Here is a 15,945-nt window from a genome sequence, read left to right as displayed (position 1 = left end):
GGGAGGAAACGACGCATGTTTGCCGAACATATCGGAAAATGCTCCAATAAAGTAAAAAACGTCGTCGAACGGGGAGCGGTGAAAAAGTTTGCCGAAGCGATCGGTGATCCGCATCCGATTTATTGGGATGAGGAAACGGGGAAAAAGTCACGCTACCAAAGAAACATTGCTCCTCCGACATTTCCAAGGGTGTTTGACTACGGCGTGATTGAAGGGCTGAAACTCCCAAGCAAAGGATTGATTCACGGCGAACAGCGGTTTCATTACGAAAGACCGTTGTTTGTTGGGGAAGAGCTGTATTGCTATGCGAAAGTGGAAGATTACTATGAAAAGAAAAGCAGCATGGGCGAGCTTGGGTTTTTAGTCATCACGAATTACGGGGAAGACCCATCCGGAAACGTGATTTTTACGTCCACCTCGACAATTATTATTACGGAAGCAGTGAGAAAGGCGATGGTCGTATGACGAAAATCCGCGAATTAAAAGTAGGGGAGTGGTTGCCAGAAGTCAAGCTTCCGCCGGTCTCCCGCCTCGATCTCATTAAATATGCCGGCGCTTCCGGCGACTACAATCCGATTCATACGATTGACGAAGAGGCGAAAAAAGCGGGGCTGCCGGGCATTATCGCCCATGGAATGTGGACGATGGGCAACCTTGCCAAACTGTTTACCCCATATTATGAAGAAGGATTTGTGCAAGACTACTCCGTCCGCTTTAAATCCATGGTATTTTTAAATGACGTCGTCACGTTAAAAGCGACGGTGAAAGAAAAAGAGGACCGGGCATTGCGTTTTGATGTGGCGGCCGTCAATCAAGACGGAAAAGAAGTCGTCAAGGGAGAAGTCGTGTTTTCTATCTATTAATCGGTGGCAACATTCATCCCGGTAACAGTAAAGCCCTTTTGTTACCGGGATTTTTATAAAAACGGATGGGAGTGACATACATGAAACGAGATGCGGTCATTGTTTCCGCCGTCCGCACGGCGATTGCCAGACAAGGAGGAGCATTAGCGACCGTGCCAGCGCATATTTTTGGTGCGGAAGTGATCAAAGAAGCGATGCGGCGGGCTAACATTGGTCCGGAAATGGTCGACGACGTCATTATGGGCAACGTGTTAAGCGGCGGCGGAAATATCGCGCGGCTTACCGCCTTGCAAACAGGGTTGTCGCTTGAGCTTACCGGCCTTACCGTGGACAGACAATGCGGTTCCGGCATTAACGCGGTAAACCTGGCAGCGCAGGCGATCCGCGCGGGGGAGGGCGATGTGTATATCGCCGGAGGAGTGGAAAGCATGAGCCGCGCCCCGTACTTAATGGACCGCCCGGAAAAACCGTACAGTTCAACGCCGCCGAGTTTCCGCAAGTCGCAGTTGTCGCCAAAAGAAATCGGCGATCCGCCAATGGGAATTACAGCGGAAAACCTTGTCAAAAAATACGGAATCAGCAGAGAGGAACAGGACGAATTCGCGCTAAGAAGCCAGCAAAAAATGGTGCGGGCGATGCAGGAAGAACGTTTTAAAGAGCAAATCGTCCCGATTACCGTTCCGATCAAAAATGGATTTGATCGAAATCAATGAAGCGTTTGCCGCCCAAGTGATCGCCTGCGACCGCGAGTTGAACATGAATCCGGAAAAAGTGAACATCAACGGACGGCGGCGCGATCGCCCACGGCCATCCGCTCGGTGCAACCGGCGCGATCTTAATCACGAAAGCCGTGTATGAATTGCAGCGCTCAGGCGGAAGATACGCGCTCATAACAGCGTGCATCGGCGGCGGGCAAGGCATCGCCACGATTATAGAACGAGAATAAATCATTGGAGAGAGTCGATATCATGAAAGAAAAAATTATCGAAACAAGCATCGAACTATTTGACCGCAAAGGATTTAAAGAAACATCGGTGCAAGAAATTGTCGAAGCCATGGGAGTAACGAAAGGAACATTCTATTACTATTACAAAAGCAAAGAAGAGCTGCTAAAAGATATATGCATCTCCTATATCGAAGATCTTTTGCAGCAGCAACAACGCATTTTGCAAGATGCGGAGAAAAGTTGCACGGAAAAACTGTACGAAATCGTCTATATGCTCATTCGCAATATTAAAGCAAGGCGGAAAAGCGCACGCATTTTCTTCCGCGAAATGCGGCATTTGCATAAAGAGCATTTGCGAGAAATTAAAGCAAAGCGGCGGGCGTTCCGGGAACATTACCAGCAGTTGATCGAAGCGGGAATCGCCCGCGGCGAATTTAAGCCGACGCTGACTCCGGATATGATCACATTTGGCATTTTAGGCATTACAAACTGGAGTTACTACTGGTTTCAGCCGGACGGAGAAATATCGGAAGAAGCGTTAGCAGACATTTACGTCGATTTGATTTTAAACGGAATCAAAAATCGCGAATCGTTGAAGGAAGAATAGGGGAAAGAGAAGCCGTCGATTCTCTTTCTGTCTTTCAATCTCTTTAAAAGTGATATATCGGCAAATAATTATCTCAATAAGTGTATAATCCTGCGAAACTGAGGTTATTTTTCACGACAATCATCATGTTGGTATTGATCGCAATGGCAGCTTGCAACAATTCTCCAGCGAGTAATACAGCGAGCGGAAGCAAAGAGGCAAGCGGCGGCGGAGATGCCAATACCGTTAACATTGGATAAAGCGGTCCGTTGAGCGGTCCTGCCGCCTATTACGGGGAACGGACGCCAAACAGGTTGAAGATGGCGGCCGCGGAAATTAACAATAACGGCGGATTTGAATCGAAACAAAGCGTCGCAGCCATAGAAAACGGTAAGATTGTGCCAATAAAGCTGAAATAAGAGGCACCAAAAATATAAAAAGTGGAGATGGGAGTTGGGATGCCATCTCCATTCTATTTTATAATAACTTGTTGCTTTGCCATTATTTTTTATTAAGAAGAATTATGTTCTAAATCATCCATGGAGTTTTATAGAAAAAATAACACATTAACAACAAAAAGTAAATTTATTTCCCTATGTTCCTTTTTTTTCTTGATCTATTAATCTATAACATTTACAATTTTTATTGCTAAAGTCATTTTAGGAAAAAAGGCGGTGATATTGTTTTAGAGGAAAGCTTGTGATCGGACATATCCATAATCATTACTTGTTAATGCCTTCTTTAAATTCCAGTTTTGTGACAAAAGGCCTGGGGCAACAGGGGGCAACGGCTTCCTCGGTTACAGAAATATATTATATGTCCAACTGCTAATGGGAACGAACTTTGCTAAAGTGATCAATTACATATCGTATGAATTTTTTAATTTGGGAGAAAGGAGAGAGGTATGAAAATAGCGAAGATTTATATAACCACCTTTATTTGCTTAATCTCCTTTGTATTATTTACTAGTTTTCCAACGAAAGCAGAAGAAACTTTTGTGGAGACGGTAACTAAAACAGATATTTATAAAAAACAAGGTAGTACATTTATAAAAATTGGGACGTTAAGGGAGAAAGAACCATTAAAAGTGTTATCTTCACTCAATGAGAAATATTACACCGTACAATTTGGAGAACAGACCGCTTATATTTTAAAAGAAAATGTAAAGCCAGTCGAAAAATTGGATAACTCCCTTTTCACCGAGAAAGGGAATAAAACGTATTTTCAAATGTATACAATAAAATCTACACCTGTGTACTATTTTCAAGGGGGAGAACGAAAAGAATTAGCCATTATTGAAAAAAATGTACCATTTTCTATGATCGAAGAAAATGGCGATTTTTATCAAATTATTGTTGCTGGAAGAAAAGCATACATAGATAAAAATAATGTTCATTTTATTTTTCCGCAAAATGACAAATCATTCCAAGTAGCAGTGAAATCTGTCCCCGTCTACTATAATAAGTCAGGAAAATTTGTAGAAGTCGGTTTATTAAAACAAGGCCAAACATTCTATAGCAAAAGTGAATACAATGGACAGTGGCATGTGATTGAGTTCGGTCAATTAACTGGATATGTTCCAAAAACGGGAATTAAACCGATCACACAGAAAATTACTCCTGTTTCCTCAGAGCCTTTTATGTATTTAGTGAAAGTAGGAAAAGAAATAGATGTTTATAATTCAACATCAAAGACGCGTGTCGCTATTGCAACGATTCAACCTGGACAAGTTTTCGCAGCGAAAAAACTCGTAGGCAATTTCTATGAAATTGTTATTGCTGGAAAAACAGCATATTTATCACAAAGTGCAGTAAACGAAAAAATTGATAGTAAAGGGATTGTCAACCCATATCAAACATATACATACGAACAAATGCAAAGAGACATTCAACGCTTGCAATCTTTTTATCCGGAATTAGTTCAAACTCAAATTATCGGTCATTCAGTAGAAGGAAGAAATATTTATGCCATAAAATTAGGAAAAGGCAAGAGAGAAATTTTCGTCAATGCTTCCCACCATGCTCGTGAACATATTACAACAAATTTAGTAATGGAAATGATTGATACTTACGCATTTGCTTACGGCAACAATCAGAAAATAGATAACTATAGCATTAGAAAAACATTGGATAACACATCTATTTGGTTTGTGCCAATGGTTAATCCAGACGGTGTGACACTTGTACAAAAGGGATATAAAGCTGTAAAAAATTCTACACTAGTTTTAAAGATTAATAACGGAAAAAAAGATTTTTCCGCCTGGAAAGCGAACATTCGCGGGGTTGATTTAAACAGACAATATGATGCATACTGGAAAACGATTTGTTGTAATCCTGGAAAACCATGGTACAAAAATTATAAAGGACCGCGTCCATATAGTGAACCTGAAGCGCAAGCAATGCGAGACTTTACACTAGCGCATAATTTTCTAACCACCGTTTCCTATCACTCTTCCGGACAAATTATTTATTGGCATTTCCATCAATCGAAAGAGCAAGCACAACGTGATTATCGACTTGCCTTGATGCTATCGAAGAAAACGAAATACTCGCTAGTAAAGCCAGAGAAAAACCCAAGTGGCGGCGGTTATAAAGATTGGTTTGTCATTCAATTCAAAAGACCAGGATTCACTATTGAAGTTGCTCCATATGTCGGAGAATGCCCTGTACCTTTAACTCACATTTCGCACCCTCTCGACGAAAATCGGGAGGATTTTTTCGTTCCGATGTCGAATGAATCCTTGACACACAAGGAACGTAAAGGAGTTTTTCACTTATGAACGTTCAAGTCAAAAAGGTCTATCGCAATTCTTATTTGAATATAATAAGTGCCCTATTCAAGAAACTGGGTCTGCCTCAATTGATTGACCATCTCGTGCCCGTCGATCCGCAGTGCCAAACGCGAGTCAGCGATGCCGTTCAGGCCATCCTCTACAATGTGTTTGACGGCCGGCAAGCCCTTGTTCACTTGGAACATTGGGCTCAGGAGGTCGATTGTGAGAAACTCATCCGTCCCGATCTCCATCCTTCCTGGTTGAACGACGATGCGTTGGCCCGTCATCTCGATCGCCTGTATGAGGCTGGCATTCACAACGTCATCAGCACTTGCTTGATTCATATTTATCGAAAAGAAGGCCTTTCCCTCCGAGCCTTCCACGCCGATACGACGGACAAGACCGTTTACGGCGCGTATGAATCGGCCTCGTTAGAGGCCTTACAAATCACACATGGCTACAACCGCCATCATCGTTGGCAAAAACAGATCGGTTTCGGACTGGTCGGCAACGAGGACGGCATCCCGTTTTACGGCGATGTGCACGATGGCAACCTGCCCGATAAAACATGGAATCCCGAGGTGCTGTCTCGTGTCCATGAACAGCTGAAGCAGGCCAAAATCGAAGACGAATGGATTTACGTGGCCGATTCCGCCGCGATGACGAAAGAGACCCTGGCGCAAACCAAAGCGGCCAACGCCTTTTTGATCACCAGAGGCCCTTCGTCGCTCCGGATCGTGAAAACCGCGCTGGCCGAAGCGGATGCTGAGGACACGACGTGGAGCGATCCCTTTACGTTGGCGGAGAGAAACGGCGCCACGTACCGGGTATGGGAAACGGCCTCGACGTATGAAGGCCACCCCGTTCGGCTGATCGTTGTTGAATCGAGCGCGCTCGACCAGCGAAAAGGAAAGACGCTTGAAAAAGAACGAACCAAAGAAGCGGAGCTTCTTCGCGAGGAACAAGCCCGTTGGGAGCGTCACCCCTTCTCCTGCCGGGAAGATGCCGAACAAGCCTTGGCGTCCCTCAAGGCGTCCCTTCGCCCCCGGTTTCATCGGGTTGAGGCCGCGGTCGAAGAGATCGTACGCCTGAAAAAACGGCGCGGACGGCCGAAAAAAGGGGCGGAACCCGAGGTGGAGACGCTGTATTTCTTGCACCTTGACGTCGAATTCGACCAAGACGCGTGGGAACAGGCGAGACGGAAAGCGTCCCGGTTTGTCCTTGTCACGACCGTTCCGAAGGAATGGAAGGGCCAACCCATGGATGCCCAAGAGATCTTGAAGCTGTATAAAGGGCAGATCTCGGTGGAAATGAACTTCGCTTTTTTGAAAGATCCGTTTTTCACGGATGAGATTTACGTCAAAAAACCAGAACGGGTCGCAGTATTAGGCTATTTGTTTCTGTTGGCCTTGGCTATTTACCGCGTTTTTCAGCGCCGAGTGCGTCAGTTTATTACTCCAGAACACCCGTTGAAGGGTCCTGGAGGCCGCAAGCTGACCCGGCCGACGGGACAGGCGATTTTTCAGCTGTTTCAATATGTGAACGTCGTCCTGTTCAAGCTGCCGGATGGGCGCATCCAACGCTCACTGGATCGCTCCCTTACCCCTGATCAGCGAAGGATTCTGCAGGGATTGGGCATGGATGAGAGCATCTACGTGTAACGTGATACGGAACGACCAGCGATGGTAAAAAAAGGATTGCCATCGCTCGTTGTGTTGGTCAAAAAGTTATTCTGAAAAACTAAATAAAAAATCCTTTGTTTTGACCTTGTTAGGGTGCGAAATGTGAGTTCTATTCCAATCATGCTGGCAAATGCGGTTTAACAACATTATTAACAAAGCGCTAAAGACAGCCTCTTGTAGTTCATTTTTGAACTATAGGAGGCTGTTTTATATATCTTTTTATCTACATAAAAGTTGTTCTAGACAAATTTTATATTTCTTCCTTACCTCTATTCTCTAAGTTTCTAGCAATCTCTTTTAGAATCTGATTTTTCTCTTTTAATGTTTTTATTAAACTTATGGCGAACCACAGCATAAAGACTATCATACCAAAATAAATAACAAAACCAAATAAGAATGCAACAGCTTCCATGTTAGACCTCCAAAGTATTTTGGATAATTATACCACAAAAGGTAAATAACAAGAAGTCAATTTTGTTGGATGTAAAACTAAATAACAGTTGGTGGCATGTGCAGCAACTTTCGATTTTTGATTTCCTTGAAACAGAAGAGCATGATCATTGTGTTACGTATTCACACATATTAATGTGTAAACCATTTTTTCCTTCTCAGTTACAATACAAAATGCCCCACTTGATAAAAGTAGGGCATTTGTGTTGATTAACAGCAATGAGTAGGGTATCCAGGGTCAACAACTACGTTTCTTGTAATAGGTGTAAAAATATGTCTAGGAACATTGACGATATTGTGACGATTAATGTGTACGACTGGATGGATATAAGGAACTACACGAGGAATGAAACAGTCTCGCACCAAAAATCTAGGTGGACATATAACTGGTCTAGGACAAAACATGGAAAATCACCTCCTATAAATATCTATAAACATTAAATGTACTAATGGGGCTTTTTGAAACGGACAGATGTCACAAGTTATAAAAAAAAATGCAATGTTACGCATTTCGACGAAACTGTGAAAGAAGGTGAATGCGTATTTCAAGGAGTTTGTATAGATGTCGGAGCAACAACGGTTCTTGAGAAAGGGAAGAAGTATTTTCTCTTTTCAAATGGTCACGATCATTATTATGTTTCAAAGCTTCCGAAGGCAAGTTCCCACCAAGGATGTTTCCATAAATCTTTGTTTCAGGTCATTCAAGAAGATGAATGGCCGCCGGAGCCATCTGCGGACACCGTTCCTGTATTTGGAGCTCCTAATTTCAGCACCAATAAATTCACGATCCAAATCAAAAAAAGAGCTGGGAAAACGTTATAAGAAAACGTTCCAAGCTCTTTTTTATTTAAGGCCTGTTATTCAACAAATGCATCCGTTCGTTGAACAAACGCCTATTCCAATGATTCAAAATAGTACACACTATGTATACAGCGATACTTCTCTTTTGTTTTCTTTGATTTTCTCGCGCAATCGCACTATTTGTCAACCGCCAAAACCATTTGAATTTGTCATACAGGGCTTGTAATATTTATAACTTTAGAAAGAAGGTAATTATAATCGTCAGGTTATTAAGGAGTGGAAATATGATTCTCTCTAAATTTGTAGATGAGCTCCCCATTCCCCCTATTTTAAAACCTCGATGGAAAGATCAGTTTCATACTTATTATGAAGTGAATATGACGGAATTTAAGCAATCACTCCATAGTGAGTTAAATGATACAACTGTATGGGGCTATGAAGGCAGCTATCCAGGACCTACAATTGAAGTAGAGAGCGGAGAAAAAGTGTTTATTAAATGGATCAACAATCTTCCAGATAAGCATCTTTTGCCGGTAGACTATACGGTGCATGGTGCCCATGTGGATGTACCGGAAGTGCGAACGGTGGTACACGTACATGGCGCTAGTGTTGAATGGGAAAGCGATGGCTACCCGGAGGCTTGGTTTACAAAGGGATTCAAACAAGTCGGTCCATATTTTAGAAAGCAAATATATCGATATGATAATTACGATCGAGCTTGCACCCTCTGGTATCATGACCATGCGCTCGGCATCACGAGGCTCAATGTGTATGCTGGATTGGCAGGATTCTATCTTATCAGAGATCATCGGGAACGTTTATTGAATTTACCAAGTGGGAAATATGATATCCCTCTTATGATACAAGACAAGACTTTTAATAAAGATGGTTCTCTTTATTACCCGAAGCAACCACAAAAACCAGTCCCGGAATTAGAAACGTCGATAGTTCCTGAATTTATTGGGGATACCATCTTGGTGAACGGAAAAGTATGGCCGTATCTAAAAGTGGAACCCCGTAAATATCGATTCAGGCTGCTAAATGCATCTAACACCCGTTTCTATAGGCTAAAGCTTGATTCGGGACAACTTTTTTATCAAATCGGGACGGATGGAGGATTAATGCAACACCCGATAGGAGTCAAAGAAATTACGTTGGCACCTGCAGAACGAGCAGATGTGATCATTGATTTTACCAATCTTGAGGGCAAGAATATTATTATGACAAATGATGCCCCCGCTCCTTTTCCAACCGGAGATCCGCCAGATGAAAATACAGGTACTGTGATGCAGTTTAGAGTGACTCTTCCTCTTTCAAATATTGATACGAGTGTTATACCGTCTTATATGGGGCCTCTTCCAAAAATAAAAGAACAGTCAGCTTCAAAGATACGATACCTAACATTAAATGATAATATGGATAAGTACGGTCGTGAATTCATGCTATTGGATAATAAACAGTGGGATGCCCCCATAACAGAAAATCCAAAATTGGGATCAACCGAAATATGGTATTTAATTAACTTAACTACGGCTACACACCCTATTCATCTTCACTTAATTGATTTTCAAATATTAGACCGGAGAGATTTCGATGTAGAAAAGTTTAAAAAGGAGAGAATTATCCAGTATACGGGTCCGGCGATTCCTCCCGAACCGCAAGAACGAGGATGGAAGGATACAGTAAGAGCTAATCCTAACCAGGTAACTCGAATTATCATGAAGTTTGGTCCTTATACAGGGTTGTATGTATGGCACTGTCATATCTTGGAGCACGAGGATTATGAGATGATGAGACCGTATATTGTTATCCGATAATAGACTGTTCTCCGTCAAAATCATCCTGTAATTTGCAAGATGATTTATCTTAAGTAAATAATATCACCCATCAAAATGGTTTTAGACCACACAAAAAGACCGAAATAAATCGGTCTTTTTGTGTGTCTTGTTCAACCATGGCACTCGTAGTTCAACAAATAACGAGAAGTGTAAGCATTTTAGCAATTCTCAAATCCTCATAAGAAGGGGAGGGAGTACTAGAATCCCAATCCTGGTCCATAACCACCGCCGAAGCCATATCCTCTCCCGTAACCACCAAAGCCCCCAATCATATAACCACAAACCAACAAGGATTAATAAATCATACAACTACAACCAATAAGGATTAATAAGATGAACAGAACGACGATTAATGCAAAGCCAGCACCCATTAGTTACACCTCCATTTATGTGTCTTTAGTTTATAATACAGGACTTTTTATCAGTTTGATTGGACTCTTATAATTTTCCGCGGTACCGTCAAGAATTTTGTGTAATGTAAATGGGGTAGGGTTTCTCTGAAATGGATTTGAATTGATAGGGGACTGATTTTCTCCACACAGGAGACTGAATATTCAGTCTCTTGTGTGGAAAGGGAGAATCCCCTTATTTTGTTTATTTACAATATTTGGTTAACAATAACGTTCTTCAAACATTCGTTGAAGGGCTTCCTGCGCTTCGGCAAATCCTCTTAACTTTCGCCCTGCCCATTTCTCATTAAAATCTTGGATGGTCAAATACACGACTTTTTCCGCGGCTTCTAAACTGCTCAAACTGTTCATCGGCTTTAGACGTTTCCGAATCTCTTTGATCGTTCGTTCGATGACATTCGTCGTGTAAATCACACTTCGAATACTGCTTGGATAATCCATAAATGTAAGGAGGACATCCAACTCATTGGCCCAAGATTGAACTTCTCTTGGATATTTGCTGGACCATTTCGACTCAAACTGTTGAAACATTTGTAACGCCATCTCCTTATTCGGCGCGCGATAAATCAGCTTGAGATCCTCGGCCACTTCGAATTGGTCTTTTTTCCGAACACGGCTGAGGGTGTTGCGGACTTTGTGCACGACACAGCGCTGCACATCGGCTTTCGGATACACCGCCTTAAAGGCTTCCTCCAGCCCCGGAAGGCCATCGAAGACGCCAAGAAGCACTTCCTTGACGCCTCTTTGGTAGAGGTGTTGAAGAATTTCCTGCCATCCATAGGCGCTTTCTTGTCCTCCCACGAAGAAATCCAGAATTTCTCGATACCCTTCTTCATTCACTCCTAACACCACATAAATGACTTCTTTCTCTACCGTATCGCGGCGAAGTTTCACGTACAAGCCGTCCAAATATAAGACAGAATAACGTTTGGATAGTGGACGATGGTGCCATTTCTCGATGTCTTCTTTCACGACATCGGTAATACGGCTGATCGTCGCTGGAGAATAAGCATTTCCTAGAATTCGTTCGATAAACTTGCCAATTTCCCGTGTACTCATGCCACTTTGATACATCCTAATGATGGCTTCCTCCAGCCAGCCGGTGTGGCGTTGATAAGGGGCAAACAACTGTGTTTGAAATTCCCCGTTTCGGTCTCTTGGAACCAAAAGACCCTCAATCCGGCCATATTGCGTATCTAGATTTCGCTGATAGTAGCCGTTTCTCATATTCGGCGTTCCAGCCTGTTCGATTTCGAGGAAATGTTTGATTTCTTCCCGCATAATCAGCTCTAATTTTTCCTTCACAAACTGACGAATGACACTTTCCAGTTGATTTGCCCAGTCGACATTCGGTATACTTCTTTTAGACATAGGTAGGGTACTCCTTTCTCTAAGATTTTTGGTCCAATCAGAGAATACCCTACCTTTTTTCTTTTGTTCTAGCAAAATGCTTTACACAAACTTTTATACATCATCTTTTCCGCGAATGCTGATTATTTGTTATTGAATTATACTGCTCCGTTAGTTGAACAAGAAGGTCGTTCTTCTTTATTCCATCCAACATACCAAGCCATGTTATTATCTGCTTCTTTCGCTTATCTCTCAGCTTTCATCCACAATTTTCTATACAAGAGGGGTTAGGGCGTTTTTACAGGAGGTGAGAAGACTCCCATTTCTATGGACAAGGTACAAAACAACAAAAGCAAGAAATGGATCGCTTTGTCGTAGAAATAAACGAACATATGTGCTATAATCGAATTGCTTTGTACAGATTGCTCTGTAAAAACGGAAGATACGGGGCAGGAAAAGGTTTGTCACGTAAAATCTTCCGCCATCATACGCCCATGCTGGCCGAAAAGCTAAACCTGCTTCGTACGTCAGCGTGTAGAATCAACATGCGGGGATTTTGTGTTCAGGGCTGGAACGGTCCGTAGAGCTTGGTCAATTTCTCTTCGTTAGAAGGGATTACCCAAGAATCTCCTATTTCTAAACAAAGTGAAAGCGGGAGCAGTTCAAAAAAGGAGAAAAATAACATGGAAACAACATACCCAAAACACGGTCGCGTAATTTTCCATGTCGACTGCAATTCGTTTTTCGCCAGCTGCGAAATCGCGCGAGACCCCTCATTAGAAGGAAAAGCGGTTGTTGTAGCGGGAGATCCGAAAGAACGAAAAGGAGTTGTGTTAGCGGCGAACTATATCGCGAAACAACGTTTTGGTATTTATACGACAATGCCATTATGGGAAGCGAAGAAAAGATGCCCGCAACTTGTTGTTTTAAAACCTGATTTTCATTTATACCGCAAGATAAGTGAGAAAGTATTTCAGTTTTTAGCAACGTTTACACCCATTTTAGAGCCCGCTTCGATTGACGAAGGATACTTGGATATTACCGATTGTTATTCGCTTGGTTCACCGTTGGATATCGCGGAGCAAATTCAAAAAGGGTTGTTGCAGACGTTACATATTCCTGTAAGCATTGGCATTGCACCGAATAAGTTTTTAGCCAAAATGGCAAGTAACATGAAAAAACCGTTAGGCATTACGGTGTTGCGCAAGCGCGATGTGCCAAAAGTACTTTGGCCTCTCCCTATTCAGGAGATGCACGGCATCGGCGACAAAACAGCCAAAAAATTAAATGGTATCGGCATTTTTACTATTGGAGAATTGGCGAAGGCGGAAAAAGTGACATTACAAAATTTGCTTGGTATCATTGGAGTCCGATTAAAAGAGTGGGCTAATGGGATTGATCCCCGTCCTGTTGATCCAGAAGCGAGAGAAAAATGGAAATCCATCGGAAACTCCACAACGCTTTCCCGAAATGTGACAGAAGAACGGATTCTTCTTGAAGTGCTGCGCAATTTGGCGCAATCCGTCAGCAATCGCATGAAACAAAAAGGCGTCGTCTCTTCCACCGTTCAAATTATGATTCGCTATAGCAATTTCCAAACGATCACCCGCAGTAAAACATGGGAAAATCCATTTCAAGAAGCGGAGGAAATTTTTCAATGCGCCGCCTACTTATTAAAACGTCATTGGAACGGCAATCCAGTAAGACTGTTAGGAATTACCGCCGTAGACGTATTTGATAAAAAAGAGGCGGTGAAACAATTAGATTTGTTTCATTATGAAGAAGATGCCAAAAAGGAAGCGCTATGGCAGACGATGGAGCAGCTGCGGCAAAAATTCGGCGATAATATTATTCAAAGAGGAGCTAATCTGTTTGAACAAGATTAGTCAAGAACATTTGAAGCGTGTTTGGCACAAGTTAACGATTTTCCCAACCGAACTCTCATAACAGAATGCCAATTCATATGATAGAGGGAAAAAAGTAAGTTAACCGATTGGCAATTGTCCATTCTAGAAAGTTGGGACTGTAACCGGGATGCCATGAAAATCATGAGTGTAATCAAGCAAATGATCCCTGAATTAAAACGGGTTCATCTCAGTCTTTGCGAAAAGAAGAAATTAGAATTTTCTATCATCGCTGTTCATCTAATTATGATGTATTTTGGATCTTCGATTGGGAGAAGTTAATTACTCCAATCGGATTGGCAGGATGGGGCGGATCCATTATCGTTGGTTTTATGGTGTATAGCTTCTATGCAGCAAGAGAAAGAAAAAAGTCTATCAAACTACAGCGACATATATTGATTGGCTCCACCATGATGACGGTTTGCCTGGCAGTATTGGCGCTAATCATTGAGTGGATCACCAGCTCGATGCCGTAAACTGCTGAGCCTTTATCTAATGAGCTGATGCGTTTCTTGATGTTTTCCCAACAATAATAGTAATATTGATATATATACATCAATCAAAAAAGAGGAGAGCTTATGAAACCTGCTGTATGTTTTGCTTTGGATGTAAAACATTCTCGACAAATGGACAAGAAGCGGCTGTTAATGATTTTAAATGACTTTAAAGAAACGATAAACAAGCGGTTTCATAAAGATTTGCTTGTCCCGTTTGCTATTCGAAACGGGGATGAGCTTGTTGGAGTAATTGGAAATTTCTCCAGCGCATATCCACTGATTAAATATATATATTCCCAATCCTGCTTTCACCAGTGTCCATTTTATTCTGGAATTGGAATAGGGGAACTAGAAACGGACACAACGGACGTTCATACGATTAACGGAAGTGCAGTACTGTGCGCTTTTACGGCTAGAGAACATTTGAAGGAAAAAAAGGAAAAAACAAAAATATGGAGTGAAAATGAAGATACAACAAGTTTTTATATTTTCGCTGAGGCGCTTCCATTCGAACCACTCAACACTTTATTAGGATGGATTCTAGAAACAAAGCGAAATTGGACAGACAAACAAAAACAAGTGATTCATCTGATCGAGCAGTTTCCGGAATGGACATATGAAAAAATCGGAAGACATTTGGGGTATAAATCCCCTATTTCGACTGTCAGCTATTTGCTGAAACGCGCTGAGTACCAAAAAGTAAAGACAACAGAAGCGAGCTTTACCGAATTGTTGATATTATATCAAGCGCTTCTAAACAAGTAAGGGGGATAACATTGTGGATATACTTTTATCTTGCTCATTTGCTAGGAGATTTTATTTTCCATTCAGATAAACTCGTTCAGGAACGACATGATCAACCGCTTGCCGATTTAGGAAAACATCTGGCTATCCATACGATTCTTATGGCGGTGGCGAGCATTGTTACTCTAGAAACGTTTACATCGTTTTCACTTTCCGGGCTGCTAATGCTGGCACAAGCTATTGTTCTTATTTCCGTCTGTCATTTTATCATCGATTACGGCAAAATAAAATTAGATATGGTATTCAATAAAACTATTAGTCAGGCGCTTTTATTTATAATGGACCAAATGCTTCACCTTGTGGCCATCTTGTTTACATTTTATTCTATCTTTGAACCGTCAGCGTTTTTAGACATTATTGGAAAGACCTTCGAAGAAAAAGCGGCAGGTAAACCCCTTGCCGCTTTATGTTTCCATTAATTTATCCAAATGTGCACGCCGGTTTACCGCATACATAATCGGCGCGCCAACCGCCATAACGACAAATTCTCCTGCTGCGGTCGTCAGCCAGGTAAAAAAGAATGGCAGGTCAAACGCTAGCTTTAACTCCCAGGCAATCAAGAACATCGTAAACGTAAACACCAGCGTATTGACGGCCATCCGCGCCCATACATTTTTCACATACCGCATCGAAAAAATCGTGATCAGGAGGGCGATGACCGACTGCCCGACCCCGAAAACGAGATCGTACGCCATCATCGGCGAGAAAAACAAATTCGCAAAAAAGACGCCGAACACAATACCAAAGAAATATTTTTTATGAAACACGACGAGATGATTCAGCATTTCCGAGACGCGAAACTGCACGTTAGTAAATCCAAACGGCTGAATCAGCATCGTCACCGCGATGTACACAGCCGCTAAAATGCCGTTTACGACGATAGTTCTAATGTTCATATATTTCTCTCCTTACATCGTTAAGGTGTATGAAAAAAAGACACCATCGGTATACATGGTGCAACAGGAAAAGCAACATCTATTATTTTAGCAAGAAAAGAAGGAAATGCAATGATCGATCTCTAAATTTGAAATGGGCGATCGG

At 42.1% G+C, this 15,945-nt stretch carries 14 protein-coding genes and 2 pseudogenes; 12 read left to right on the top strand and 4 right to left on the bottom strand.

The genetic code is table 11. From position 1 onward, the window contains the following. The first annotated feature begins 15 nt into the window (after positions 1 to 15). From BDD39_RS06315 to BDD39_RS06280, 7 genes and pseudogenes are all read left to right on the top strand, one after another. The gene (locus tag BDD39_RS06315) at positions 16 to 465 is read left to right on the top strand and encodes a MaoC family dehydratase N-terminal domain-containing protein (protein WP_043904844.1); all 450 of its coding nucleotides are present in this window, start codon (positions 16 to 18) and stop codon (positions 463 to 465) included. Next, positions 462 to 863, top strand: coding sequence for a MaoC family dehydratase (locus BDD39_RS06310; RefSeq protein WP_166909110.1), 402 nt, complete (start codon positions 462 to 464; stop codon positions 861 to 863). Before BDD39_RS06315 ends, BDD39_RS06310 begins: the two co-directional genes overlap by 4 nt. A gap of 80 nt (positions 864 to 943) precedes the next feature. Continuing rightward, a pseudogene (locus BDD39_RS06305) lies at positions 944 to 1,809 on the top strand (thiolase family protein). A 22-nt stretch (positions 1,810 to 1,831) separates the two neighbouring features. Then, a complete protein-coding gene (locus BDD39_RS06300; RefSeq protein WP_166909108.1) occupies positions 1,832 to 2,416 on the top strand; it encodes a TetR/AcrR family transcriptional regulator in 585 nt (194 codons plus the stop codon). A gap of 125 nt (positions 2,417 to 2,541) precedes the next feature. Then, a pseudogene (locus BDD39_RS16835) lies at positions 2,542 to 2,754 on the top strand (ABC transporter substrate-binding protein); the annotation flags it as partial. Between the two features lie 545 nt (positions 2,755 to 3,299). Next, positions 3,300 to 5,174 (top strand): M14 family metallopeptidase, encoded by a 1,875-nt coding sequence (locus BDD39_RS06285; protein WP_166909102.1) that lies wholly within the window; start codon positions 3,300 to 3,302, stop codon positions 5,172 to 5,174. Continuing rightward, the gene (locus BDD39_RS06280; protein ID WP_015863777.1) at positions 5,171 to 6,829 is read left to right on the top strand and encodes an IS1634 family transposase; all 1,659 of its coding nucleotides are present in this window, start codon (positions 5,171 to 5,173) and stop codon (positions 6,827 to 6,829) included. The genes BDD39_RS06285 and BDD39_RS06280 overlap by 4 nt, the downstream gene beginning before the upstream one ends. A 271-nt stretch (positions 6,830 to 7,100) precedes the next feature. Here the strand turns inward: BDD39_RS06280 and BDD39_RS06275 are convergent, their stop codons facing one another. After that, positions 7,101 to 7,262, bottom strand: a complete 162-nt coding sequence (locus BDD39_RS06275; protein WP_166909100.1) for a hypothetical protein — start codon at positions 7,260 to 7,262, stop codon at positions 7,101 to 7,103. Between the two features lie 497 nt (positions 7,263 to 7,759). Here BDD39_RS06275 and BDD39_RS06265 point away from each other — a divergent pair, with 497 nt between their 5' ends. Continuing rightward, complete coding sequence (locus BDD39_RS06265) at positions 7,760 to 8,122, top strand: hypothetical protein (RefSeq protein ID WP_166909095.1); 363 nt, start codon at positions 7,760 to 7,762, stop codon at positions 8,120 to 8,122. 263 nt (positions 8,123 to 8,385) lie between these two features. Further along, positions 8,386 to 9,918: a multicopper oxidase family protein gene (locus tag BDD39_RS06260; RefSeq protein ID WP_166909093.1), complete on the top strand. Its 1,533-nt coding sequence runs from the start codon at positions 8,386 to 8,388 to the stop codon at positions 9,916 to 9,918. A 314-nt stretch (positions 9,919 to 10,232) separates the two neighbouring features. Here the strand turns inward: BDD39_RS06260 and BDD39_RS06255 are convergent, their stop codons facing one another. Continuing rightward, complete coding sequence (locus BDD39_RS06255; protein WP_166912300.1) at positions 10,233 to 10,310, bottom strand: YjcZ family sporulation protein; 78 nt, start codon at positions 10,308 to 10,310, stop codon at positions 10,233 to 10,235. 240 nt (positions 10,311 to 10,550) lie between these two features. After that, positions 10,551 to 11,720 carry an IS256 family transposase gene (locus BDD39_RS06250; protein ID WP_166907073.1) on the bottom strand — a complete coding sequence of 390 codons (1,170 nt, stop codon included), beginning with the start codon at positions 11,718 to 11,720 and terminating at the stop codon, positions 10,551 to 10,553. 662 nt (positions 11,721 to 12,382) lie between these two features. Between BDD39_RS06250 and BDD39_RS06245 the strand changes: the two genes are divergently transcribed. From BDD39_RS06245 to BDD39_RS06235, 3 genes are all read left to right on the top strand, one after another. Continuing rightward, a complete protein-coding gene (locus BDD39_RS06245) occupies positions 12,383 to 13,585 on the top strand; it encodes a DNA polymerase IV (RefSeq protein ID WP_166909090.1) in 1,203 nt (400 codons plus the stop codon). A gap of 596 nt (positions 13,586 to 14,181) precedes the next feature. Beyond that, a complete protein-coding gene (locus BDD39_RS06240; RefSeq protein WP_166909088.1) occupies positions 14,182 to 14,865 on the top strand; it encodes a hypothetical protein in 684 nt (227 codons plus the stop codon). Between the two features lie 11 nt (positions 14,866 to 14,876). Beyond that, positions 14,877 to 15,323, top strand: coding sequence for a DUF3307 domain-containing protein (locus BDD39_RS06235; RefSeq protein ID WP_243846000.1), 447 nt, complete (start codon positions 14,877 to 14,879; stop codon positions 15,321 to 15,323). Here the strand turns inward: BDD39_RS06235 and BDD39_RS06230 are convergent. Then, positions 15,309 to 15,800, bottom strand: coding sequence for a QueT transporter family protein (locus BDD39_RS06230; protein WP_166909085.1), 492 nt, complete (start codon positions 15,798 to 15,800; stop codon positions 15,309 to 15,311). The genes BDD39_RS06235 and BDD39_RS06230 overlap by 15 nt on opposite strands. Between the last annotated feature and the right edge of the window lie 145 nt (positions 15,801 to 15,945).

This window comes from Saccharococcus thermophilus (genome assembly GCF_011761475.1).
GTDB classification, from domain to species: domain Bacteria; phylum Bacillota; class Bacilli; order Bacillales; family Anoxybacillaceae; genus Saccharococcus; species Saccharococcus thermophilus.
The sequence above is the reverse complement of the archived record's forward strand: the minus strand, read 5'-3'. Positions and strand labels throughout refer to the sequence as shown.